This window comes from Acidimicrobiales bacterium, assembly GCA_035316325.1.
GTDB lineage: Bacteria > Actinomycetota > Acidimicrobiia > Acidimicrobiales > VFJN01 > DASXTK01.
On sequence record DATHJB010000011.1, the window covers coordinates 35,442 to 57,778 of the forward strand.

Here is a 22,337-nt window from a genome sequence, read left to right on the forward strand (position 1 = left end):
GAGGCCCGGTCCTTCCCCCCAGGACCGGGCCTCGCCGCGGAAGGCCGCAAGTTCATGCCTGCGGCGATCCGCGTTACCTTGGATGGGAACGGTCGACGCAGATTCCGCCACGTCTCCGGGCCGTCCGCACAGCAGGCAGAATCCGTGTCGAAGGGAGCAGGGAGGCATGGCGGGAGACCCCAACGCTGCCGCGCGATCCGCAGCGGTACAGAAGGCCCTATCCGTGGTCAACCTCGGTGGCCAGGCCGCGTCCGCGTACAAGCGACCCGATCTGGCATCCCGGCTGTCCACCACCGCCAAGCGCCTCGTCGACCCCTCGTTCCACGTGTTCGTCGTCGGCGAGTTCAAGCAGGGCAAGTCGTCGCTGGTGAACGCCCTGCTCAACGCCCCCGTGTGCCCTGTCGACGACGACATCGCCACCTCGGCGCCCACCGCCGTGCGCTACGGCGACGAGGCCTCGGCGGCGGTGCTGCTCAAGCCGCCGGAGGACGACGACCCGTCCAGCATCGACATCGACGAGCGCAACGAGCCCATCCGCGAGCAGATCCCCATCGAGCAGGTGGCCCAGTACGTCACCGAGGCCGCCAACCCCTCCAACGAGCGCCGCGTGCAGGCCGTCGAGGTGTCGATCCCCCGCAAGCTGCTGGCCGACGGGCTGGTCATCGTCGACACCCCGGGCGTCGGCGGGCTCGGCTCGGCCCACAGCGCGGCCACCATCGGCGCCCTGCCCATGGCCGACGCGGTGCTGTTCATATCGGACGCCAGCCAGGAGTTCACCGCCCCCGAGCTGGAGTTCCTGCAGACCGCCCGGCGCATGTGCCCCAACGTGATCTGCGTGCTCACGAAGGTCGACTTCTACCCGGCGTGGCGCAAGATCCGCGACCTCGACACCGAGCACCTGGCCTCGCGGAAGATCAACGTGCCGCTGATGTGCGTGTCGTCGGCCCTGCGCATCCACGCCCTGCGCACCAACGACCGCGACCTCAACCAGGAGTCCGGGTTCCCCCAGCTGGTGGGCTACCTCCAGAACGAGATCGCCGCCAACGCCGAGAAGATCACCATCAAGGCCGCGGCCAGCGACGTCCTCTCGGTGACCACCCTGCTCACCACGCAGTTCAAGAACGAGCAGCAGGCGCTGGCCAACCCGGAGAACGCCCAGCAGGTGGTCGGCAACCTCACCGAGCTCCAGGACCGGCTCAACCGCCTGCGGGGCGGCGCCTCCAAGTGGCAGACGGGCCTGTCCGACGGGATCGTCGACCTGCAGACCGACCTCGACCACGACCTGCGCTCCCGGCTCCGCCAGGTCACCAAGCAGGCCGACGACGCCATCGACGCCAGCGACCCCGCCGAGACCTGGGACGACTTCCAGGCCTGGCTCTACCGCCGGGTCGCCGAGGACATCGTCCACACGTACACGTTCCTGCACGGGCGGTCCGACGAGCTGGCGTTCCGGGTGGCGGAGCACTTCGGCGAGGACAGCGGCGACCTGGCCGTGCAGCTCGACCTGATCAATCCCACCGACATCGTCGCCGCCATCGACGCCAACACCGACATCCAGGCCCAGAAGATGGGCATGGGCGCCCAGGGCCTGGCCGCCATGCGCGGCAGCTACGGCGGCATGTTGATGTTCGGCATGCTGGGCAACATGGCCGGCCTGGCGCTGGCCAACCCGGCGACGATCGTGATCGGCCTGTTCATGGGGCGCAAGGCGCTGCGCGACGAGAAGGAGCGCCAGCTCCAGATGCGCCGCAACCAGGCCAAGCAGGCGCACCGCAAGTACACCGACGAGGTGGGCTTCGTGGTCGGGAAGGACTCCCGCGACACGCTGCGACGCATCCAGCGCCAGCTGCGCGACTACTTCGCGGCCCGCGCCGAGGAGCTGCACAAGTCGACCCAGGACGCCTTGGCGGCGGCCCAGAAGGCCGTCAAGTCCGACCAGGCCACCCGCCAGCAGCGGCTGCGGGACGTCAACGCCGAGCTGGAGCGGATCGCCGTGCTACGCAAGAAGGCCATAGAGCTCTCCCCCGACCTGGCCAAGGCGGGTGTCAAGTGAGCGTCACGCAGAGCGGCGAGCGCCACATCCCGCTGCTGGAGAGCGTGCGGGTGCTGCTGACCCGCGCCCACGAGTCGTACCGGGGCACGCCGGGTGACGGGCGCATCACCGCCGTGCTCGACCGCCTCGACGAACCGCTGCGGGTGGCGATCGCCGGCAAGGTGAAGGCCGGCAAGTCGACCCTCCTGAACGCCCTGGTGGGCGAGGAGCTGGCCCCCACCGACGCCGGCGAGTGCACCAAGATCGTCACCTGGTACCGCGACGGCATCACCTACCGGGCCACGCTGATCCCCAAGTCGGGCGACGCCCGCCAGGTGCCCTTCACCCGCGACGGCGGGGCGATCAACGTCGACCTGAACGGCGCCAACGCCGACGACATCGACAAGCTGCAGATCGAGTGGCCGTCGTCGTCGCTGCGGCAGATGACGCTGATCGACACGCCCGGCATCGCCTCGCTGTCGCAGGACGTGTCGGCCCGCACGCACGCCTTCCTGACCCCCGGCGAGGACCAGGTCACCCCCGCCGACGCCGTGCTGTACCTGATGCGGCACCTGCACTCGTCCGACATCAACTTCCTCGAGGCCTTCCACGACGAGGAGTTCTCGCAGGCCACCCCGGTGAACGCGGTGGCCGTGCTGTCGCGGGCCGACGAGGTGGGCGTGGGCCGGATCGACTCGATGGCGTCGGCCCAGCGGATCGCCTCGCGCTACCGGCTCGACCCCAAGGTGCGGCGGCTGGCGCAGACCGTGGTCCCGGTCGCAGGCCTGCTGGCCCAGTCGGGGGCGACGCTGCGGGAGGCCGAGTACAAGGCCATCGACTCCATCGCCGGGGCCTCCCGGACCGACTCCGATCCCCTGTTCCTCTCCGCTGACCGGTTCGTGAAGGCTGAGACGGCGATCCCGCTCACGTCGATGGAGCGGGAGCACCTGCTCGACCGCCTGGGGATGTTCGGCGTGCGGCTGGCGGTGGCGCTGATCCGCCAGGGGGCGGCGCCCAACGCCACCACGCTGTCGAGCGAGCTGGTGCGGCGCTCGGGGCTGGTGGAGCTGCGCGACGTGCTGCTGTCGCAGTTCGCCGAGCGACGTGACGTGCTGAAGGCCCGCTCGGCGCTGCTGGCGCTGGAGGGCGTGCTGCACGAGCATCCGCTGATGGGCTCGGACCTGCTGGCGTCGGAGCTCGAGCGGATCACCTCGGGGGCGCACGAGTTCGCCGAGATCCGCCTGCTGAACGCCCTGCGGGCGGGCGGGGTGAAGGTGAAGGCCCAGGAGGCCGCCGAGATGGAGCGGGTGCTGGGCGCCGAGGGCGGTGCGCTGCACACCCGGATGGACCTGTCGCCCGAGGCCGACGTCTCCGAGCTGCGCCGGGCCCTGCAGAACGCGATCGGCCGGTGGCAACGCCGGGCCGAGTCGCCCATGTCGTCCCGCGAGGTCGCCGACGCCGCCCGGGTGCTGATCCGCACCTGCGAGGGCCTGCTCGTCAACCTGGGCTGACCTCCACGAACGCAATTTCGGGTCAGGTCTTCAGCGTGGCGGTGAGGGGGAGGTGGTCGGAGAGGGCGGCGTAGGGGGTGAGGTCGTCGTCGGTGGTCGACGGGACGGTGACCGAGGTGACCTGGACGGGAGCCGAGACCCAGAGGTGGTCGATGCGGCGCTTCGGCGGGCGGTCGCGGCGGCCGGACCAGTTGGTGAGGCCGCCCTCGAGATCGTAGGGATGGGCCGTGACCCAGGCGTCACGCAGGCCCGCGGCGCGCAGGCGGTCGAACAGGGGGTCGTCGGGGCCGGCGTTGAAGTCGCCGCCGATCACCACCGGCTGATCGGGTGAGGGAAGGCGTCGCAGCAGCCAGCCGATCTCGGCGGCGCGGTCGAGGTCCGACGTCGGCCCGTGGGGCGTGAGGTGCAGGTTCACCACGGTCACGCCCTCGGGGGTGCGGCCGATCTGGATCAGCCGGCGGCGCCAGCTCCAGAACGCCCAGCGCCGGGTGACCGGGTAGGTCCGCACCCGCAGCGGCGCGGTCAGCCCGAGCACCGCCATGCCCTCCGACCAGGTCCGCACCGGCCAGTGCTTGAGGCCCCAGTGGCGCGACCGGGTGGTCCCGAGCGCCTGGCAGATGCGCCGGGCCTGGCCGCGCTGCACCTCCTGCAGCAGGAGCACGTCGGTTCCCCGCTCCCGCACCTCGTGCGCGACGAACGAAGCGTCGACGCCCTTGCTGCCCTGCAGGTTCCAGGAGGTGACGGTGAGTGAGCTCAGACCTTGAGGAGTATGGCGTCGCCCTGGCCGCCACCACCGCAAAGGGCGGCAGCGCCGAGGCCACCGCCACGACGGCCCAGCTCCAGCAGCAACGTGAGAGCGACCCGGGTGCCCGACATGCCGACCGGGTGGCCCAGGGCGATGGCCCCGCCGTTGACGTTGACCACCTCGTCGGTGATGCCCAGGTCGGCCATCGAGGCCACGCCGACAGCGGCGAACGCCTCGTTGAGCTCGAACAGGTCGACGTCGCTCACCGAGCCACCCGTCGACTCGAGCGCCGCCAGGATCGCCCGCGACGGCTGGGTCAGCAGCGACGGGTCGGGGCCCGCCACCTGGCCGTAGCCCACGACCTCGCCCAGCGGCGTGCCGCCCAGACGCTCGGCCGCCGCCTTCGAGGCGACGATCACGGCGGCGGCGCCGTCGGAGATCTGCGAGGCGTTGCCGGCGGTGATGTTGCCGGCCTTGTCGAACGCCGGCCGCAGCGCGCCCAGCGACTCGGCGGTGGTGCCCGGCCGCACGCCCTCGTCGGTGTCGACCACGATCGGGTCGCCCCTGCGCTGGGGCACCTCCACCGGCACGATCTCGTCGGCGAAGCGGCCCTCCTTGATGGCAGCCGCGGCCCGCTCGTGCGACTTGGCGGCCAGCTCGTCCTGGGGCTCGCGCGCCAGGCCGGCCGACGCGGCGTACTTCTCGGTGCCGGCACCCATCGCCACCTGGTCGAAGGCGCAGAAGAGGCCGTCGTACATCATCGAGTCGACCACCGACTTGTCGCCCAGGCGGTAGCCCTCACGGGCGCCGGGCAGCAGGTAGGGGGCCTGGGTCATCGACTCCATGCCGCCGGCGACCACGATCTCGGCGGCGCCCGAGTTGATGAGCAGGTCGGCCAGGAAGATGGCGTTGAGGCCCGACAGGCACACCTTGTTGATCGTGGTGGCGGGCACGGTCATCGGGATGCCCGCGTTGACCGCGGCCTGGCGGGCGGCGATCTGGCCGGAGCCGGCCTGCAGCACCTGGCCCATGAACACGTAGTCGACCTGGTCGGGCTGGACGCCGGCCCGGCCGAGCGCCGCCTTGACGGCGAACCCGCCGAGGTCGGTCGCCTTGAAGCTGCCGAGGCCTCCCGACAGCTTCCCGATCGGGGTGCGAGCACCGGCGAGAATCACTGAACCAGCCATCTTTGGGACCCCCCTGAGGACGGTGGACGCGCCGTGCGGGCGTACCTGGACGAGGCTACTGGCCGTTACTCAATTCCCGGAAACTGGCTCCAGAGCGTCCAGCTCGGCTACCGAAGCCAGGATCTCGGGGGCCAGCCAGCGGGCCACCTCGAGGGAGTTGGCCAGGTCGACGTGCACGCCGTCGGGCCGCAGGCGCGCGTCCTCGGCCGGCGACAGGGCCGCGAAGTGGGCGCCGAAGTCGACCACCGTGGCCGACGGGTGGTCGGCGACGACGCCGGTGATCAGCTCGTTGAGCCGGTCGATGCGCTCCAGGGCGTCGGGCGGGTCCGGGTGCTCGGGCCGCGGCACCAGGGCCCGGGAGAAGTCAAGCGGCGGCGTGGTGAGCCACACGACCTTCAGGCCCTTCGCCAGCAGCGCCGACGTCGCCCCCTCGATCTCGGCCTGCAGGTAGCGGTCGTAGACGGGGTCGCCCGGGCCCCGCCACTGGTCGTCGCCGGGGATCTTGCGGTCCATCACGTCCCACGACCCGGTGAGCAGCACCCCCACCTCCAGGTCGGGCCGCTCGTCGATCTCCCGGCCCCAGTCGCGGTCCCACTGGGGGCAGCCGGCAGGCACCGGCTGCGGCGTCCCGAGCTGGCGCCGCTCCCCGCCCCGGCCGATGCCGCAGCCCACCTGGGTGGTGTAGCCGTCACCGACCAGCATCAGCCGCTTGGTCTGCAGGCCCCACTCGCCCACCCCGGCCGCCACGGTGAGGGCGGCGGAGTCGCCGAAGAACATCACGTCGACCGCCTCCTGCGGCACCGCCTCCCGCCGCTCCTCGATCTCCGCCTCGGCCGCGGCCACCGCCTCGGGATCGAAGCCGCCCTCGGCGTCGGCGGGGTCGTCGGCGTCGGCTCCCGCGTCGTTGCCGGCGAGCTGGTCCGCGGCGGCCTCGAACTGGTCCTGCCGGGGCGAGGCCACGCTGTCGGGGACCAGCAGCGCGGCGGCCACCACGGCGGCGACGCTCCCGAACGCCAGCACCGGCGCCCAACGCACCCGCGGCCAGCTCCCCTTTCGGATCGGCTGCTCCAGCACCAGGTAGGACCCCGCTGCCAGCGCCAGCGTCGGCACCAGGCGCACCGCGAACAGCGCCCAGCCCCCGGGCGCCCAGCCGACCAGGTCGTCGATCCGCTGCGGGGTCAGCACCAGGAACAGCGGCCAGTGGAACAGGTAGACGGCGTACGACACCAGGCCCAGCAGCCGCAGCGGCTCGAACGCCAGCGCCGACCGGACGGGACCGGGCACGCAGACCGCCAGCACCAGGGCGCCCGATCCGAGCGCGTAGAGCAGCAGGAAGCCGTGCGACAGCGACGTCGAGCTCTGCTCGACGGTCCACCACGCCCACGCAGATGCGGCCAGGGCTGCAAGCCCGAGGCCGCCGATCGTTCTTTGAAGGAAAACGGACGCGATGCGGTCGTTTTCCTTCAAAGAAACGACGAGGACGGCAAGGAGGGCGCCGACCAGGATCTCGCCCATGCGGACAGGGGTGGCGTAGTAGACGGTGTCGGGCGCGTCCCGCCACACGAACGTCAGCGCCGCCGAACCAGCGAGCAGGGCGACCAGCACCCCGGAGTACACCCGCCGTGACCCCTTCGCCAGCCCGAGGACACCGGCCGTGAGCAGCGGGAACAGCCAGTAGAACTGCTCCTCGATCGCCAGGCTCCAGATGTGCAGGGCCGGCGACGGCGCCGCGAACAGCTCGCCGTAGGAGCGGTCCTCCCACAGGAAGTGCCAGTTGGCCACCTGGAGGGCCGACGCCACCACGTCGCCCGGCAGCTCCGGTCCCCACAGGTCGTCGACCAGCACCAGCGACACCAGCAGCGCCCCCAGCGTCACCGCCGAGGCCGGCAGCAGGCGCCGCATCCGCCGCGACCAGAACGCGGTCAGCCCGATGCGACCCGTCCGGGCCTGCTCGCCCAGCAGCAGCGAGGTGATGAGGAACCCGCTGAGCGTGAAGAACGTGGAGACGCCCAGGTAGCCGCCCTGGGCCCAGGGGAAGCCGCTGTGGAACAGCAGCACCGCACCCACGGCGAGGCCGCGGATGCCGTCGAGCGCCGGGTTGTAGTCGAGCCCCACCTTCTGCGACGAGCGCGCGCCGTCCTCGGGCGCGGGATCTTCGAGGGCGCCCGAGGCCTCGTCGGGCAGGGTCGCCGTCACGGCGCCTGGGCAGGCTCCGAGTTGGCCGCCGCGACGATCTCCGGTCCGAGCCACTGGCCGATCTGGACCGACCCGTCGAACGTCCAGTGGACGCCGTCGGGCCGGATCCGAGCCAGCTCGTCGGGCGGCAGTTCGGCGGCGTGCGCGGCAAGGTCGACAGACACCACGCCCTCACGTTCCCCCGCCAGCTCGCGGATCATGTCGTTGTAGAGCCCCATCCGGGCCGGGTCGAACTCGGGCGGCTGCTCGTCGGGCCGCGGGTCGATCTGCGTCCAGTCGATGGCCGGGGCGGTGAGCCACACCACGGTGACACCCTCGTCGAGCAGCAGGTCGACCACGTCAGTCATCTCGGAGCGAAGGTAGTCGTCGTAGATCGGCTGGCCGATGTGCACCCACTCGCCGTCGCTGCCCGGGATCTGCCGGTTGGCGACGTCCCACGGCCCGGTCTGCACCACGGCGTAGTCCATCCGGCCGTAACGATCCCGGTTGCGGGCGATGTCCCGGTGCAGGCTCTCGCGCCACTCGTCGCAGGCGCCGCCCCGCAACCCGGCCTGGTTGCCGCGGTAGTCGACCTCGCCCTCGTCGCCGATGCTGCAGCCGTTCTCGGCCGACCCGCCCCACAGCACCTGCACCGGCTCCGCGCTCTTGCCCCACTCGCTGAGGCCGTTGGCGGTGGTCACCATCGTCGAGTCGCCCACGACGACGCCGACCCGCGACTCGGGCTCGAGCGTCGACGGGTCGGGGCCCTCGGCCGCGTTGACGAACGACTCGAACGGGTCGGCCGGCGGCTCCGACACCCGGGGCACCACCACGGCCAACGCCAGCACGCCCACCACCCCGCCGAGCGCCAGCACCTGGGCGTTGAGCCACTTCGGCCGCTGGCCACGGCGGATCGGCTGCTCGAACCAGCGGTACGACACCGCCGCCAGCGCCAGCACCACCACCAGCCGGATGACCAGCAGCTTCCAGGTGCGGGGCTGCAGGCTGCCCGGGAAGGGCTCCAGGAGCGAGTCGACGGTGTTCTCGTCGAGGATCTTGAACAGCGGCCAGTGGAACAGGTAGACGCCGTACGACACGACGCCCAGCAGCCGCAGCGGCTCGAACGACATCACCCGCCGCACCGGGCCGTCGACGTTGGCCGACAGCACCAGCGCCGCCGAGATCACCGAGTAGCCCAGCAGCCCGCCCCAGCGCAGCGACGGGTGCGTCTGCTCGGCGAACCACCACAGCCACACCTGCACCACCAGACACACCACACCCAGCGCCGCCAACACCGGGACCAGCCGCTTGTTGCCGACGAACCAGCCCCGGGCCACCAGCGACGCCAGCAGGCCGCCCATCAGGATCTCGCCGCCCCGGATCGGCGTGGCGTAGTAGACGACGGTCGGGTTGTTGCCGTAGGCCAGCGTGAGCAGCCCGGCGCCGCCGATGAGGGCCAGCAGCACGCCGGTGTAGGCCTTCAGCGACCCCTTGAAGTACACCAGCGCACCCGCCGTGATCAGCGGGAACAGCCAGTAGAACTGCTCCTCGATGGCGAGGCTCCAGAAGTGGAGCACCAGCGACTGGTTGTCCTGGAACAGATCGGCGTAGGCGCGGTCCTCGAAGATGAAGCGCCAGTTGGCCACGTGGAGGCCGGCGGCGAACACGTCGCCGCCCAGCTGTCGCTCCCACTGCTGGTTGGTGAAGATCGCCGAGACCGACACCGCGGCGAGCGTCGCCGCCGAGGCCGGCAGCAGGCGCCGCAGCCGGCGGGCGTAGAAGCTGCTGAGGCCGATGCCCCCGGAGCGGGCGTGCTCGGAGAGCAGCAGCGACGTGATGAGGAAGCCGCTCAGCGTGAAGAACGTGGAGACCGCGAGGAAGCTGCCCTTGAACCAGTCGCCGGCGTAGCCGTGGTAGAGCAGCACCGAGCTGAGCGCCAGGCCCCGGATGCCGTCGAGCGCGGGGTTGTAGGCGAGGTGGGCGGGCCGCTTCGCCTCCGGCGCGGCGTCGGGCAAGGGCAGCGGGGGCGCGACGAGGGTCGCGGTGGCGGCGTTGCCGTTGTTGCGGTCGAGCTCTGCGACCTGCTCAGCGGGCCGACGGCCCGACGTTGACCCAGCCAGGGACGTCCCCTCCCCCAAGCGTTTCCAGCGAAGGCTCAGGCTACGACAGCCCCACCGCCGCTTGCACGCTCTCTGTCGCCACCTGGGGCCACGTTCAGCGAGTCTGCGCTCGGAGGTAACCCAGCGGTAGCTTTCGGCCCCATGGAGCAGATCCTCCAAGCCATCCAGAGCGGAGCGAGCGGCGACGAGATCGCCGCGCTGCCCGTCCCCGAGTCGTACCGCGCCGCCCACGTCCTACGCGCCGAGCAGGAGATGTGGGAGGGCGTGGCGTCGGAGGACAAGGACCCCCGCCGGTCGCTGCACGTGTCCGACGTGCCGACGCCGGAGCTGGCGCCCGACGAGGTCTACCTGGCGGTGATGGCCAGCTCCATCAACTTCAACACGGTGTGGACGTCGATCTTCGAGCCGCTCCCCACCTTCCTGTTCCTCGACCGGCTCGCCAAGGAGTCGGTGTGGGGCGCCCGCCACAAGCAGGACTACCACGTGGTCGGCTCCGACGCCGCCGGCGTGGTGGTGCGGGTGGGTTCCGCCGTGCGCAACTGGAAGCCGGGCGACCGGGTGGTCGTGCACTGCAACTTCCTCGACGACCAGGACCCCTCGGCCCACGACGACTCCATGCTCGCCGCCAACCAGCGCATCTGGGGCTTCGAGTCGAACTTCGGCGGGCTCGCCGACCTGGCCGTGGTGAAGGCCAACCAGATCATGCCCAAACCGTCGCACCTGACGTGGGAGGAGTCGGCGGTCAGCGGGCTGTGCGCCTCCACCAGCTACCGGATGCTCGTCGGTCGTCACGCCGCCCGCATGAAGCAGGGCGACAACGTGTTCATCTGGGGCGCGACCGGAGGCATCGGTGCCTACGCCACCCAGCTGGTGCTCAACGGCGGGGGCACCCCGGTGGGCGTGGTGTCGTCGGGCGACCGGGCCAAGCTCCTCAACGCCATGGGCTGCGAGGCCGTGATCGACCGGCGGGAGGAGGCGTACCGCTTCTGGTCCGACGAGAACACGCAGGACGAGGGCGAGTGGCGCCGGCTCGGCAAGAAGGTGCGCTCGCTGGTCGGCGACGACCCCGACATCGTGTTCGAGCACCCCGGACGGCAGACGATGGGCGCCTCGGTGTTCATCACCAAGCGGGGCGGCACGATCGTCACCTGTGCCGCCACCAGCGGCTACATGATCGAGTACGACAACCGGCACCTGTGGATGAAGCTGAAGCGCATCGTCTCGTCGCACTTCGCCAACTACCAGGAGGCGTGGGACATGAACCGGTTGATCGACAAGGGTGCGATCCAGCCGGTGATGTCGCAGGTGTTCCCGCTGACCGAGGTGGGCGCCGCGGCCGTGGCGGTCCACCGCAACGAGGCCGAGGGCAAGCTGGCCGTGCTGTGCCTGGCCCCGTCGGCCGGCGACGGCATCACCGACCCGGAGAAGCGGGCCCGCATCGGCGAGGACAAGATCACCTTGTTCCAGCGCCACGCCCGCGGCGAGCTGTAGGGCGTCAGGCGCGATACTGGCCCGTCCGGCGGCGCTGGGTGCCGCCAGCTGGGATCACGCAACGGAGCTGGGTCATCACCGATACACCGCACTTCCCGCCCCCGGAGAACCCTCCGGGACCCCCGCCCTCGTCTTGGCCGACGGAGCCCCCGCCGCCGCCGGGCTGGCCGACCGAGCCGCCGCCCACCCAGGCGATGCCCGACTACGCCCCGCCGCCCACCCAGGCGATGCCGGGGTTCCCGCCACCGACCGAGGCCATGCCCGGGTTCGGGCCGACGGGACCGCCGCCCCCGCCCGGGCCTCCCGGTCCCTACGGGCCGCCACCGTCGGGACCGTACGGGCCGGCGCCGTTCCCCGGACCGCCGCCGGGACGGAAGTCGAGCACGACGCTCCTGGTGGTGGCTCTCCTGGTGATCCTGGCGATCGGCGGCATCGCCTTCGCCGTCAGCCAGGACGGCGACGACGAGGAGGGCACCGGGGGCGTCGCCGCCGGTGAGACGCCCGAGACCGAGGTGGGCCTGCCGTCCGACGACGGCGACGTCCCCTCCGGTGACGAGGTCGACCTCCCGGATGTACCCGACGTGCCCGACGAGCCCGACGTGCCGCCGGAGACCCAGCCCGAGCCGACGCCGCCGCCCGTCGAGGAGGCCCAGGCCGCCGTCCACGACTGCATCGCCGTCGACACCGCCGGCTACATGACCGGCGCCGGCTCCTGCTCGGACGGCGGCACGCCCTACCTGGTCGCCGAGGTGGTCGAGGGCACCGGCACCTGCTCCGACCCCGAGGCGTCGTTCACGCCCTCCGGCGGCTACCTCCTGTGCCTCGAGGTCAACCTGGTGCTGAACCACTGCTACGTGTTCCCCGAGGGCGCCTCGGGCGGGGTCGACGGCTGGATCACCGCCGCCGACGCCTGTGAGGCGCCGGGCTCGGTCCACGTGATCGACATCGTCCCCGGGGTCGACACCGGCGACTACTGCACCGACGACTACGAGTGGAACCACTGGTACGGCTTCTACGCGCCCGACATGGTCGCCTGCGTCATGAAGTACTAGGCGGGCCGAGAGCCGCGACGATCTCGTCGTCGGCGCAGGCCCGGCCGAAGGCGTCGAGGCGGCGCCGGATGTCGCGGCCCAGCAGCCACACGCCGATGCGGTCGGCCAGCGGGGCCAGCCAGCCGGGGCGGCAGGTGAAGTTGTAGCGCCAGGTGGCGTCGGTGCCGCCGTCGTCGCGGGGCGTGAAGTGCCAGCCACCTGAGAACGACTTGAAGAACCACGGCCCGGTGACCATCCGCATCCCGACGTGCTCGGGCGGCCGGTAGGTCACGTACTCCGACACCATCACCAGCCGGTGGCGGGAGCGGGTCCAGGTGCGGACGCCCTTGCCGGCCTCGGTGGCGCCGTCGAGCAGCCGCTGCTCGGTCACGAACGGGTCCCAGCGGTAGCGCAGCTCGCCGTAGGTCTGCGAGAGCCGGAAGGTGCGCTCGGGGTCGAGGGCGACGGTGACGGTCGAATCCACACGGGGCATGTCGGAATCCTTCCTCAGAACTACCCAGCGGTAGGTTCACTGTGTGCTGTTGACCGAGATCGATCACGTCGCCATCGCCGTCAACGACCTGGACGCGGCCATCGCGTACTACGAGTCGACCTTCGGTGCGGAGGTCACCCACCGCGAGGTGGTCGAGTCCGACGGCGTCGAGGAAGCGCTGCTCAAGGTGGCCGAGAGCTACATCCAGCTGCTCACCCCGACCCGCGACGACTCGCCGGTGGCCAGGTACCTGGAGCGGAAGGGCGAGGGCCTGCACCACGTCGGCTACCGGGTGGACGACTGCGCCGTCGCCCTCGACGCCGTGAAAGCCTCGGGCGGCCGCGTGATCGACGAGGCCCCCCGCCCCGGCAGCCGAGGCACCACGGTGGCGTTCGTCCACCCCAAGGCCGCCTTCGGCACCCTCATCGAGCTGGTGCAGGAGTAGCCCATACCAACCACCCCGCCGCCGCCCCAAGCGGTCTCGGGCGGCGAGCCGCCGAGGCAAGTAGCCCTTAAGCGCTCGCCCCGGCCGGATGGAGGTTGGGGCCGGGGATGACCTCCCGGGGGATGCCCGGGCCGGCCCACGAGAGGCGGGCGACGGCCACGCCCGTGTCCTCGTAGTACTCCATGCGGATGCGGTGGCGGCCGGCGGCGAGGGTGACCTTGCGGGCGTCGTCACGCACCGCGTGGCTGCTCCAGGCGTCGACCAGCAGCTGGTCGTCGACCCACAGCCGGGCGCCGTCGTCGCTGGTGGTGGTCAGCGTGTACTCGCCGGCGGTGTCGACGCGCAGCTCGCCGGTCCAGCGGACGCTGAAGGTGTCGGCCTCGAAGTCCTCGAACGGCTCGTGCTCGTAGTCGAGGTACACCCGGGGCTCCACCCGCGAGTGCGACGTGCCGGTGAGGTCGACGTTGTCGAAGTACTCGGCCCGCAGGCCGCCGGGGTCGCCCGGCAGGGTCCCGGCCGGGCCCGTCGTGGTGGTGGACGGCGACGGCGGCTCGGTCGACGGCGGCTCCGTGGTCGCCGGCGGCTCCGTCGTGGACGAGGGCGACGTGCCGTCGGTCGTGGTGGTCGTCGACGCCGTGGGGTCCGGCGACGGCGGGGGCTCCGACGACGGCGTCGGGTCGTCGATGCGGTAGATCTCCCCCGCCCCCATGCCGACCACGTACACGTCGCCGCCGTTGTCCGTGCCGAACGACACCAGCTGGTCGGCGCCGGCGTCGTCGAACACCAGGCTCTCGGTCACCTTGCCGTCCTCCACCCGCAGCGCCCGCACCTTCGACTGGCAGGAGTCGCCGTAGAGGTAGGCGCCGTCGAGGGCCTCGTACGGCCCCCGGTAGACGACGCCGCCCGTCACGGCGCAGGTCCCCTCCTCGTGAAGGGCGTACTCGTAGACCGGCAGGACCGCCCCGTCGGGGTTGGTGCCACCCTCGTAGCCGTGGGTGCCCTCCACCTCGTTCCAGCCCAGGTTGGCGCCTTTCCCCGCCGAGCCGTCGCCGCCCGCTGCCGGCAGCAGGTCGACCTCCTCCCAGCCGCCCTGGCCGACGTCGCCGATCCACAGGTCGCCGGTCTCGGCGTCGAAGCTGAAGCGCCACGGGTTGCGCAGGCCGTACGCCCAGACCTCGGCCTTGCCGCCCTGCCCGTCGGCGAAGGGGTTGTCGGCGGGGATGGCGTACCCCTCGTCGCCGGTGGCGCCCTCGGGGTCGAGGCGCATGATCTTGCCGAACAGGCTCAGGGGGTTCTGGGCGTTGCCGTCCGGGTCGCCGCCCCCGCCGCCGTCGCCCATGGCGTAGTAGAGGTAGCCGTCGGGGCCGAACTCGAGGTCGCCGCCGTTGTGGTTCGGCTCGGTGTCGGCCAGCTCGAAGACGACCTTCCGCGACGCCGTGTCGAGCGTCGAGCCGTTGTAGGCGTACGACACGACGGTGTGGGTGCCGTCGGGCTCGGCCGTGTAGCTGACGTAGAGGCGGTCGCCGTCGGGCGAGAAGGCGATGTCGAGGAGGCCCCGCTCGTCCTCGGTGATCACCTGGTCGTCGATGTCGAGGAGCGGCTGCTCGCCCACCGTGTAGGTGCGACTCCGGCCCTCGCCGGCGACGTCGACGCGGGTGACCGTGCCCTTGAAGCCGGCGACGAACAGCGCGGTGTCGTCCGGGCGGCCGACGATCGAGATGGGCTGGTCGAACTGCCCGATGCTGGTGAGCTCCAGGTCGATGTCGGCGAGGGGCGCGGCGGCCTGGGTCAGCTCGTCATGACCCTCGTCCTCGGCGCCGCCACAGGCGACGACGGGCACCAGGGCGAGGAGGGCGAGCGGGAGCGCGGCGACGTGGCGGATGTCCGAGGGATGTTCGTCGCAGAGCGCGAGAACGCGGCGGTACACCGGAATTGATCGCGGCGTTCACCCCGGGCGCTGCCAGACTGTCCGGCCATGCTTTCCGTGCGCGGCCTGACAGTGGAGGTGGGCGCCACCCTCGTGGTCGAGGGGGCCGCCTTCTCCGTGCGCGCCGGCGACCGGGTCGGGCTCGTCGGGCGCAACGGTGCCGGCAAGACGTCGCTGCTCAAGGTGCTCGGCGGCATGGCCGAACCGAAGGCGGGCGTGATCCAGCGGCCCGAGGCGTTCGGCTACCTGCCGCAGGACCCACGGCTCGACCTGGCCGACCCCAGCGTCACCGCCGTGCAGCACGTCATCGGCGGGCGGGGCCTCGACGTGCTGGTCACCCGCATGGAGAAGCTGCGGGTCCGCATGGAGGAGCTGCCCGGCGACCAGCGCCTGGTCGACCGCTGGAGCAAGGCCCACGACCGCTACGAGCACGCCGGGGGGTACGCCGCCGAGGCCGAGGCCAAGTCGCTGCTGTCGGGCCTCGGCCTGCGCCAGGACCGCACCGAGCGGCCCATCACCGTGCTGTCCGGCGGCGAGCGGCGGCGGGTCGAGCTGGCCCGCATCCTGTTCGCCGGCAGCGAGTCGCTGCTGCTCGACGAGCCCACCAACCACCTCGACAACGACGCCCGCGACTGGATCCTGGGGTTCCTGCGCTCCTACCGGGGCGCGCTGATCGTGGTCAGCCACGACCTCGAGCTGCTCGACGAGTCGATCACCCGGGTGCTGCACCTCGACCGGCCCGGCGAGTCCGACGTCGGCGAGCTCACCGAGTACAAGGGCACGTATTCGCAGTACCGGGTGTCGCGGGCGCGGGACGAGGAGCGGCGCGCCAAGGTCGCCGCCCGCCAGCAGTCCGAGATCGCCCGGCTGCAGACGCTGGTCGACCGCTGGGGCGCCAAGCAGTCGAAGGCGTCGTTCGCCAACGCCCTGGAGACCCGCATCGAGCGGATCCGGGCGTCCGCCGTCGACGCTCCCGTGGCCCGGCGGGGCATGCGGTTGAAGCTGCCCGACCCGCCGCCGTCGGGGCGCACGTCGCTCACGGTGTCGGGGCTGCGGAAGTCGTACGGCGGTGGTCCGGCGGTGTTCGACGAGCTGACGTTCGACGTCGGGCGGGGCGAGCGGCTGCTGGTGCTGGGGCTCAACGGCGCCGGGAAGACGTCGCTGCTGCGGATCCTGGCCGGCACCTCCGAGGCCGACACGGGGGCCGTGGAGTTCGGCCACCAGGTCTCGGTCGGCTACTACGCCCAGGAGCACGAGGGCATCGAGGCCGGTCGCTCGCTGCTCGACCACATGAACGAGGCCGCTCCGGGCACCCACGAGCAGGTGCGGCGGCGGCTGCTCGGCACGTTCGGCCTGTCGGGCGACAAGGTGCACCAGGACGCGTCGTCGCTGTCGGGCGGCGAGAAGACCAAGCTGGCCCTGTCCCTGCTGGTGGCGGGCAAGCACAACCTGCTGCTGCTCGACGAGCCCACCAACAACCTCGACCCGCCGTCGCGGGAAGCCGTCGCCGCGGCGCTGGCGTCGTGGGCCGGCACGATGGTGATCGTGAGCCACGACATCGGCTTCGTCCGCGACCTCGCCCCCGACCGGGCGCTCCTGATGCCCGAGGGCGAGGTCGACCACTGGTCCGACAACCTCCTCGGCCTCGTCGACCTCGCCTGACGTCGTGACCGCCTAGCCTCCGCCCCGATGGACGTCCACCTCGTCGACGGCACCTACGAGCTGTTCCGGTACCACTTCGCCCCCAACAACAAGGACCTGAAGCAGGGGGCGACGATCGGGGTGGTCGGCACGCTGCTGCAGCTCGTCGCCGACGGAGCCACCCACGTCGCCGTGGCCACCGACCACGTGATCGAGTCGTTCCGCAACGACATGTGGCCCGGCTACAAGAGCTCGGCGGGCATGCCCCGGGAGCTGCTGTCGCAGTTCACGCCGGTCGAGGAGCTGATGGCGGCGGCGGGCTTCACGGTGTGGCCGCAGGTGACGTTCGAGGCCGACGACGGCATGGCCGCCGGCGCGGTGATGGCCGCCGCCGACCCCCGAGTCGAGCAGGTGATCATCTGCACCCCCGACAAGGACCTGGGCCAGTGCGTGGGCGGCAAGGTGGTGCAGCTCGACCGGCGCAAGGGCGTGGTGTTCGACGCCGCCGGGGTGGAGGAACGCCTGGGCGTGCCGCCGGCATCGATCCCCGACCTGCTGGGCCTGGTGGGCGACACGGCCGACGGCTTCCCGGGCCTGCCCGGCTGGGGCGCCAAGTCGGCCGCCGCGGTGCTGCGCCGCTGGGGCCACCTGGAGGACATCCCCGCCGACCCGCTGACGTGGGACGCCGGGGTGCGGGCGGCGTCGAAGCTGAACGCCACCCTGCGGGAGCAGTTCGACCTGGCGCTGCTGTTCCGCCGGATCGCCACCGTCGAGGTGGACGCCCCGGTGAGCGACTCGGTCGACGAGCTGCTGTGGACCGGCCCCACCGACCCCGCCGCCCTCGCCGCGGTGTCGCCGACCCTGGCGGCCCGGGCGGAGCGCCTGGCGCCGTAGGCGTGTCCTAGGCGAGCAGGATGAACGCGGCGAGGATCGCCACCGCCAGCACGACGGCGGCGGCGAGCGGACCGCGGTGGTCGGCGACCTCCACCTCACCGGTGTCGATCTGCGTCGCCACCCGGTAGTAGCGGGCGGTGCCGTACGCCAGGCCGACCACGCCCACCACCACGAGGACCAGACCGGCCGCCACCGGGTAGCGGCTCCCGTCGTCGGTGACGAAGCGGGCGATGCCGACGCCCAGCGCCATCACGCCGGCGCTCGTGCGCAACCAGGCCAGGAACGTCCGCTCGTTGGCCAGGTGGTCACGCACCGTGCTGTCGGCCATGCGGGGGAGAGTAACGGGACTAGGCGATGGGCGTGTCGACGTCGAGGGCCGCGATCTTCTCCGGGTTGCGGATGGAGTGGACGGCGTGCACCCGGCCCGCCACCACCTCGACCGCCATCACCAGGTCGAGGCCCCCGGCCAGGCGCACCACCACGCCGGGCTCCCCGTTGATGGTCGTCGCCTCCACCGACAGCAGCGCGTAGCGGCGGGTGATGTTGACCAGGAAGCGGGCCACCCGGGTGGGGCCGACCACCGGGCGCCGCGCCGCCCGCACGCTCGCGCCGCCGTCGCTGATCAGCTCCACGTCGTCGGACAGCAGCGACACCACCGTGTCGACGTCGCCGGCCGCCATCGCCATGAGCAGGTCGTGCGCCACCCGCTCGGCGTCGGCCGGCGGATCGCGCCGCACCCGGCCCTCCCGCACCCGCCGCCGGGCCCGGCTGGCCACCTGCCGGCACGCCCCCGGGCTGCGGTCGACGGCGGCGGCGATCTCGTCGTAGGGCGTGTCGAACACGTCGGCCAGCAGGAACACCACCCGCTCGACGGGGTCGAGGGCCTCCAGGAGGAGCAGGAACCCGAACGTGAGCGACTCGGCCAGCTCGACGGCCACGGCCGGGTCGGTGTCGGCGTCGGTCCGGATCGGGTCGGGGAGCCAGGGACCGACGTAGTCCTCGCGGCGGCGCCGGGCCGATCGCAGCTCGTCGAGCGCCAGCCGCGAGACCACCGTGGTGAGCCAGGCCGCCGGCCGCTCGACCGTCGCCACGTCGGCGCGCTGCGCCCGCAGCCAGGCCTCCTGCACGATGTCCTCGGCGTCGAGGCGGCAGCCCGTGATCCGGTACGCCAGCCCGACCAGCCGCGACCGTTCGGGCCGGAACACCGCCTCCCACGACGTCATGCGGCGGGCTCGCCGACCGAGCGGGACGGGCGGTCCAGCGAGGCGACCGCGGCCTTGGCGGCCTCCGCTCCGCTGACCAGGGAGGCGTCGGCGAGGTAGCCGGTCGGCCCCACCCAGTCGCCGGCCAGGAACACGCCCTCCACGCCCGAGTCGGTCACCCGGGGCCGGCCCCGCAGCCCGCCGGCCTCGGGAGCGGGCTGTGCGCTCACGGCCACCATGCGGTGAAGGTACCGGGACTCCACGGCATCACCGGCGTCGATGCCGGCCAGGCGGGCGTGGTCGGCGAGCACGCCGCGGGCCTCGTCCGGCGTCGGGTCCTCGTCGGGCCGCAGGTACCACATGAGCTGCGCCGTCGCCGCGCCCGGCGGCGCCAGGCCGGCGGCGGCCGGGGCGTGGCAGCTCAGGTACAGGGGCACGTCGACGCCGAACAGGACCTGGATCGACGGTGGCGCCCACAGGCCCAGGTCCAGGCAGGCGATCCGGGCCGCCGGGCCCTGCGGTCCCCAACCGGCGGCGCCGTCGGGCAGCAGGCGCTCGGCCGCGCCCGGGGAACCGGCGGCGAGGACCACCCGCCGGGCGTGGACCGTGCCGTCGTCGAGCTCGACCCGGACCCGCGTGCCGTCGCCGTCCGGCTCGACCCGGCGGGCGTGCACCCCGGGGGCAGGGCGCACGCCCCGGTCACAGCCCGCGGCGGCCAGGCCGTCGACGAGGCTGCGCCACCCGCCGTGGAGGTACTCGACCCCGGCCAGCGCCATCTGCACCTGGGAGATGACGACGTCGGCGCTCAGCACCTCGGGATCGGCTCCGTAGGTGGCGGTCCGGGTCAGCATCATCACCATCTGGCGGGGCCGGCCCTCCAGGCCGAGGTGGTCGAAGAACTGCGCCGCCGAGCGGTCGGCCCACTCGTCGGGCTGCCAGCGGCGCACGCCGGCCAGGAGCCGGCCGAGCACCAGCTTCTCGCGGCTCGACAGCATCGGTGTGCGGGCCAGGCTCACCGCGTTGCCCGGGGCGAGGCCCACCCGGTGCCCGACGCGCACCATGGCGCCCCGCAGCACCGGCGGGGAGCCCTTCACCTGGACACCGAGGTCGTTCAGGACCGTGCGCCCGGGCCCGGTGGTGTAGAGGGCGTGGGCGCCGCGGTTGAAGCGGTAGCGCCCGACCTCGTCGGTGGCGGCCCGTCCACCGCCCGGCTGACCGTCGATGAGCAGGACCGACCGTCCGGCGTCGGCCGCCGTCGCCGCCGCGGCCAGCCCGGCCAACCCGGCGCCGATGACTGCCACGTCGACCGTCGTCTCGTCGTTTCGTGCGTCCATACCAGGATGACGAGAGACCCGGCCAGGATGTGACAGCGAAGGCGAAGCCCTTCACCGCTTGGGGCGGCGGCGGGGTGGTCGGTACGGGTTGTGACAGCTACTGCTGCTGCCTCGGGATCTCGGCGGGGCAGTCGTCGAAGCCGGTGAACAGGCAGACGGTGCGGTCGGCGTCGAGCGTCATCGTGCAGGGCGGGGGCGGCGAGAAGCTCCCGAACGGCGGCTCGTCGCAGCCCACCCAGCCGGCCTGGCCCAGCAGCTCCATCACCACCGGGGGGATGGTGGCGTTGAGCGTGATCTCGACGCCCGGCTCGAAGCGGGCCTCGCAGTGCTTGTGCAGCCACTCGCCCGAGCGGGGCTCCGGGCCGCAGTCGATGCCGGCCGGCTCGCTCCGCAGGAGGACGTTCGGGTCGGCGCCGTCGATGACGACCGACAGCATCGGCCCGGTGCCGGCGGTCGGGTCGGTGGTGGAGGGCGTGGTGACCGTCTCGTCGCCGCGGCCCCCGGGCTCGTCGGCGGCGTCGCCCTCGCCGGCCATCTGGTCGGAGAACACCATGGCGACGACGACGAAGGCCACGAGGCTCGCGGCGATGCCAGCCACCAACGTCCAGCCGCCGGGCCGGCGACCGTCTCCGGTCGGCGCTGCCGGCGACATCCCGCCGTCCCCGTCCACACGCCCACTACAGCACAGATCCGCACGCCCCGTCCCCGGCCCCGCGCGTCACGTCAGCGCCCCGAAGGGCGCTCAGCCGTTCTTGGGGAGGTCCTTGAAGGGGGTGCCCTTGTCGAAGCCGGGCTCCTTGGGGAGACCCAGGATCCGCTCGCCGATGATGTTGCGCTGCACCTGGTCGGTGCCGCCGTAGATCGACGGACCCTGCGCGAACAGGGCCGACTCGGTGACCTGCGCCAGCTGCGGCATGCCGGTGGCGGCGTCGAGCGCCTTGCGGGACTCCGCGTCGTAGGCGTGCAGGGTGCCGTAGGGGCCGGCGATCTCGAGGCCGAGGTCGCGGGACGTGCGCACGATCTCGCTCATCGACAGCTTCGAGATGTTGGGCAGGCCCGGGATGTCCTTGCCGGCCGCCATCGCCGCCTTCAGCCGCAGGTTGTTGAAGCGGGCCACCTCGCCCAGCGTGTGCAGGTACACCAGCCGCTGGCGCAGCGCCGGGTCGTCCGACTTGCCGGCGACCCGTGCCATCTCGATGAGACCCCTGGCGCCCGCGCCGAACATCGTCGCGGCGTTCGCGCCGGAGCGGCCGCCGGTGCGGACGAAGTCGCCGGCCCGCTTGTCGAGGTCGCCCATGACCGTGCCCGGCATGGCCAGCGACACGGCACCCGAGCCGCCGCCGGCGCCCAGGCCGGACCGCTCGAACATGAGCGTGGTGTTGGCGACCCGCCAACCGTTGCCCAGCCCGCCGATGATCGTGTCGTCGGCGACGCGGGCGTCGGTCAGGAACACCTCGTTGAACATCGCCCGCCCGGTCATCTCCTTGAGCGGCCGCACGTCGACGCCGGGCTGGTTCATCTCGATCACGAAGTAGGTGATGCCGGCGTGCTTGGGCTGGTCCGGGTCGGTGCGGGCGATGAGCATGCCCACGTCCGCGGCCTGGCCGCCGGAGGTCCACACCTTCTGGCCGTTGACGATCCACTCCTCGCCGTCCTTGACCGCCCGGGCCTGCAGGCCCGCCAGGTCGGACCCGGCGCCCGGCTCGCTGAACAGCTGGCACCACGCCATCTTCCCGGTGACGATGTCGCGCAGGTAGCGCTGCTTCTGCTCGTCGTTGCCGTGCACGGTGATGGTCGGGCCGGCCAGGAGCAGGCCGAGGCCGCCGGGGGCCGGCAGGGCGCCGAAGCCGGCGATGGTCGTCTGCACCCGCACGGCCTCGCTGCGGCTCAGGCCCTTCCCGAACCACTCGACCGGCCAGGCCGGCACACCCCAGCCCGAGGTGCCGAGGCGTTCCCACCACTCGGCCACGGTGAGCTCGGGGTCCCAGTTCTCGCCGAGCCACTCCTTGAGCTCGACGACGAGCTCGTCGGCACCGTCGTCGGCGGTCGTGACGTTGGTGGGCGCGGATGCCGTCATGTCCCCCAGCGGAGCACTTCTTGACCCACCGG

Annotated in this window: 18 protein-coding genes; 7 read left to right on the forward strand and 11 right to left on the reverse strand. The window is 72.4% G+C overall.

All coding sequences use genetic code 11. The features are described from left to right. Positions 1-223: 223 nt before the first annotated feature. Positions 224-2,053 carry a dynamin family protein gene (locus tag VK611_01115; protein ID HMG39889.1) on the forward strand — a complete coding sequence of 610 codons (1,830 nt, stop codon included), beginning with the start codon at positions 224-226 and terminating at the stop codon, positions 2,051-2,053. Next, the gene (locus tag VK611_01120) at positions 2,050-3,543 is read left to right on the forward strand and encodes a dynamin family protein (GenBank protein ID HMG39890.1); all 1,494 of its coding nucleotides are present in this window, start codon (positions 2,050-2,052) and stop codon (positions 3,541-3,543) included. The genes VK611_01115 and VK611_01120 overlap by 4 nt, the downstream gene beginning before the upstream one ends. 22 nt (positions 3,544-3,565) lie before the next feature. Here the strand turns inward: VK611_01120 and VK611_01125 are convergent, their stop codons facing one another. The 4 genes from VK611_01125 to VK611_01140 form a co-directional block, all read right to left on the reverse strand. Continuing rightward, entirely contained in the window at positions 3,566-4,342 is a 777-nt protein-coding gene (locus VK611_01125) for an endonuclease/exonuclease/phosphatase family protein (GenBank protein HMG39891.1), read from the reverse strand. Continuing rightward, complete coding sequence (locus tag VK611_01130; GenBank protein ID HMG39892.1) at positions 4,297-5,475, reverse strand: acetyl-CoA C-acetyltransferase; 1,179 nt, start codon at positions 5,473-5,475, stop codon at positions 4,297-4,299. The genes VK611_01125 and VK611_01130 overlap by 46 nt, the downstream gene beginning before the upstream one ends. 69 nt (positions 5,476-5,544) lie before the next feature. Beyond that, positions 5,545-7,671, reverse strand: a complete 2,127-nt coding sequence (locus VK611_01135) for an acyltransferase family protein (GenBank protein HMG39893.1) — start codon at positions 7,669-7,671, stop codon at positions 5,545-5,547. Beyond that, positions 7,668-9,788, reverse strand: a complete 2,121-nt coding sequence (locus VK611_01140) for an acyltransferase family protein (protein ID HMG39894.1) — start codon at positions 9,786-9,788, stop codon at positions 7,668-7,670. Before VK611_01140 ends, VK611_01135 begins: the two co-directional genes overlap by 4 nt. A gap of 123 nt (positions 9,789-9,911) precedes the next feature. Between VK611_01140 and ccrA the strand changes: the two genes are divergently transcribed. Together ccrA and VK611_01150 are read left to right on the forward strand one after the other, a co-directional pair. After that, on the forward strand, positions 9,912-11,261 hold the full coding sequence (ccrA, locus tag VK611_01145; protein HMG39895.1) for a crotonyl-CoA carboxylase/reductase: 1,350 nt from the start codon (positions 9,912-9,914) through the stop codon (positions 11,259-11,261). Positions 11,262-11,455: 194 nt separating this feature from the next. After that, the gene (locus tag VK611_01150) at positions 11,456-12,313 is read left to right on the forward strand and encodes a hypothetical protein (protein ID HMG39896.1); all 858 of its coding nucleotides are present in this window, start codon (positions 11,456-11,458) and stop codon (positions 12,311-12,313) included. Here the strand turns inward: VK611_01150 and VK611_01155 are convergent. Next, positions 12,300-12,785, reverse strand: a complete 486-nt coding sequence (locus tag VK611_01155; GenBank protein ID HMG39897.1) for an SRPBCC family protein — start codon at positions 12,783-12,785, stop codon at positions 12,300-12,302. The two genes, VK611_01150 and VK611_01155, sit on opposite strands and share 14 nt — an antisense overlap. A gap of 43 nt (positions 12,786-12,828) precedes the next feature. Between VK611_01155 and mce the strand changes: the two genes are divergently transcribed. Next, the gene (gene mce / locus VK611_01160; GenBank protein ID HMG39898.1) at positions 12,829-13,230 is read left to right on the forward strand and encodes a methylmalonyl-CoA epimerase; all 402 of its coding nucleotides are present in this window, start codon (positions 12,829-12,831) and stop codon (positions 13,228-13,230) included. 67 nt (positions 13,231-13,297) lie between these two features. Here the strand turns inward: mce and VK611_01165 are convergent, their stop codons facing one another. Next, positions 13,298-15,157: a PQQ-dependent sugar dehydrogenase gene (locus tag VK611_01165; protein ID HMG39899.1), complete on the reverse strand. Its 1,860-nt coding sequence runs from the start codon at positions 15,155-15,157 to the stop codon at positions 13,298-13,300. A gap of 57 nt (positions 15,158-15,214) precedes the next feature. Between VK611_01165 and VK611_01170 the strand changes: the two genes are divergently transcribed. Together VK611_01170 and VK611_01175 are read left to right on the forward strand one after the other, a co-directional pair. Beyond that, positions 15,215-16,819 (forward strand): ABC-F family ATP-binding cassette domain-containing protein, encoded by a 1,605-nt coding sequence (locus VK611_01170; protein HMG39900.1) that lies wholly within the window; start codon positions 15,215-15,217, stop codon positions 16,817-16,819. Between the two features lie 27 nt (positions 16,820-16,846). Continuing rightward, positions 16,847-17,692 carry a 5'-3' exonuclease H3TH domain-containing protein gene (locus VK611_01175; protein HMG39901.1) on the forward strand — a complete coding sequence of 282 codons (846 nt, stop codon included), beginning with the start codon at positions 16,847-16,849 and terminating at the stop codon, positions 17,690-17,692. A 7-nt stretch (positions 17,693-17,699) separates the two neighbouring features. Here the strand turns inward: VK611_01175 and VK611_01180 are convergent, their stop codons facing one another. The 5 genes from VK611_01180 to VK611_01200 all read right to left on the reverse strand — a co-directional run bounded on the left by VK611_01180 (position 17,700) and on the right by VK611_01200 (position 22,305). Further along, the gene (locus VK611_01180; GenBank protein HMG39902.1) at positions 17,700-18,020 is read right to left on the reverse strand and encodes a DUF202 domain-containing protein; all 321 of its coding nucleotides are present in this window, start codon (positions 18,018-18,020) and stop codon (positions 17,700-17,702) included. 19 nt (positions 18,021-18,039) lie between these two features. Then, a complete protein-coding gene (gene sigJ, locus VK611_01185; protein HMG39903.1) occupies positions 18,040-18,915 on the reverse strand; it encodes an RNA polymerase sigma factor SigJ in 876 nt (291 codons plus the stop codon). After that, positions 18,912-20,228 carry an FAD-dependent oxidoreductase gene (locus tag VK611_01190; protein HMG39904.1) on the reverse strand — a complete coding sequence of 439 codons (1,317 nt, stop codon included), beginning with the start codon at positions 20,226-20,228 and terminating at the stop codon, positions 18,912-18,914. The genes sigJ and VK611_01190 overlap by 4 nt, the downstream gene beginning before the upstream one ends. Positions 20,229-20,325: 97 nt before the next feature. Then, the gene (locus VK611_01195; protein ID HMG39905.1) at positions 20,326-20,826 is read right to left on the reverse strand and encodes a hypothetical protein; all 501 of its coding nucleotides are present in this window, start codon (positions 20,824-20,826) and stop codon (positions 20,326-20,328) included. Positions 20,827-20,970: 144 nt separating this feature from the next. Then, complete coding sequence (locus VK611_01200) at positions 20,971-22,305, reverse strand: acyl-CoA dehydrogenase family protein (GenBank protein ID HMG39906.1); 1,335 nt, start codon at positions 22,303-22,305, stop codon at positions 20,971-20,973. Positions 22,306-22,337: the final 32 nt, after the last annotated feature.

Coding starts and splice junctions, on each gene's coding strand:
- VK611_01150 (HMG39896.1), top strand. CDS start 11,456: ATGCCCGACTACGCCCCGCCGCCCACCCAGGCGATGCCGGGGTTCCCG.
- VK611_01155 (HMG39897.1), bottom strand. CDS start 12,785: ATGCCCCGTGTGGATTCGACCGTCACCGTCGCCCTCGACCCCGAGCGC.
- VK611_01180 (HMG39902.1), bottom strand. CDS start 18,020: ATGGCCGACAGCACGGTGCGTGACCACCTGGCCAACGAGCGGACGTTC.
- VK611_01175 (HMG39901.1), top strand. CDS start 16,847: ATGGACGTCCACCTCGTCGACGGCACCTACGAGCTGTTCCGGTACCAC.
- ccrA (HMG39895.1), top strand. CDS start 9,912: ATGGAGCAGATCCTCCAAGCCATCCAGAGCGGAGCGAGCGGCGACGAG.
- VK611_01200 (HMG39906.1), bottom strand. CDS start 22,305: ATGACGGCATCCGCGCCCACCAACGTCACGACCGCCGACGACGGTGCC.
- VK611_01130 (HMG39892.1), bottom strand. CDS start 5,475: ATGGCTGGTTCAGTGATTCTCGCCGGTGCTCGCACCCCGATCGGGAAG.
- VK611_01190 (HMG39904.1), bottom strand. CDS start 20,228: ATGGACGCACGAAACGACGAGACGACGGTCGACGTGGCAGTCATCGGC.
- sigJ (HMG39903.1), bottom strand. CDS start 18,915: ATGACGTCGTGGGAGGCGGTGTTCCGGCCCGAACGGTCGCGGCTGGTC.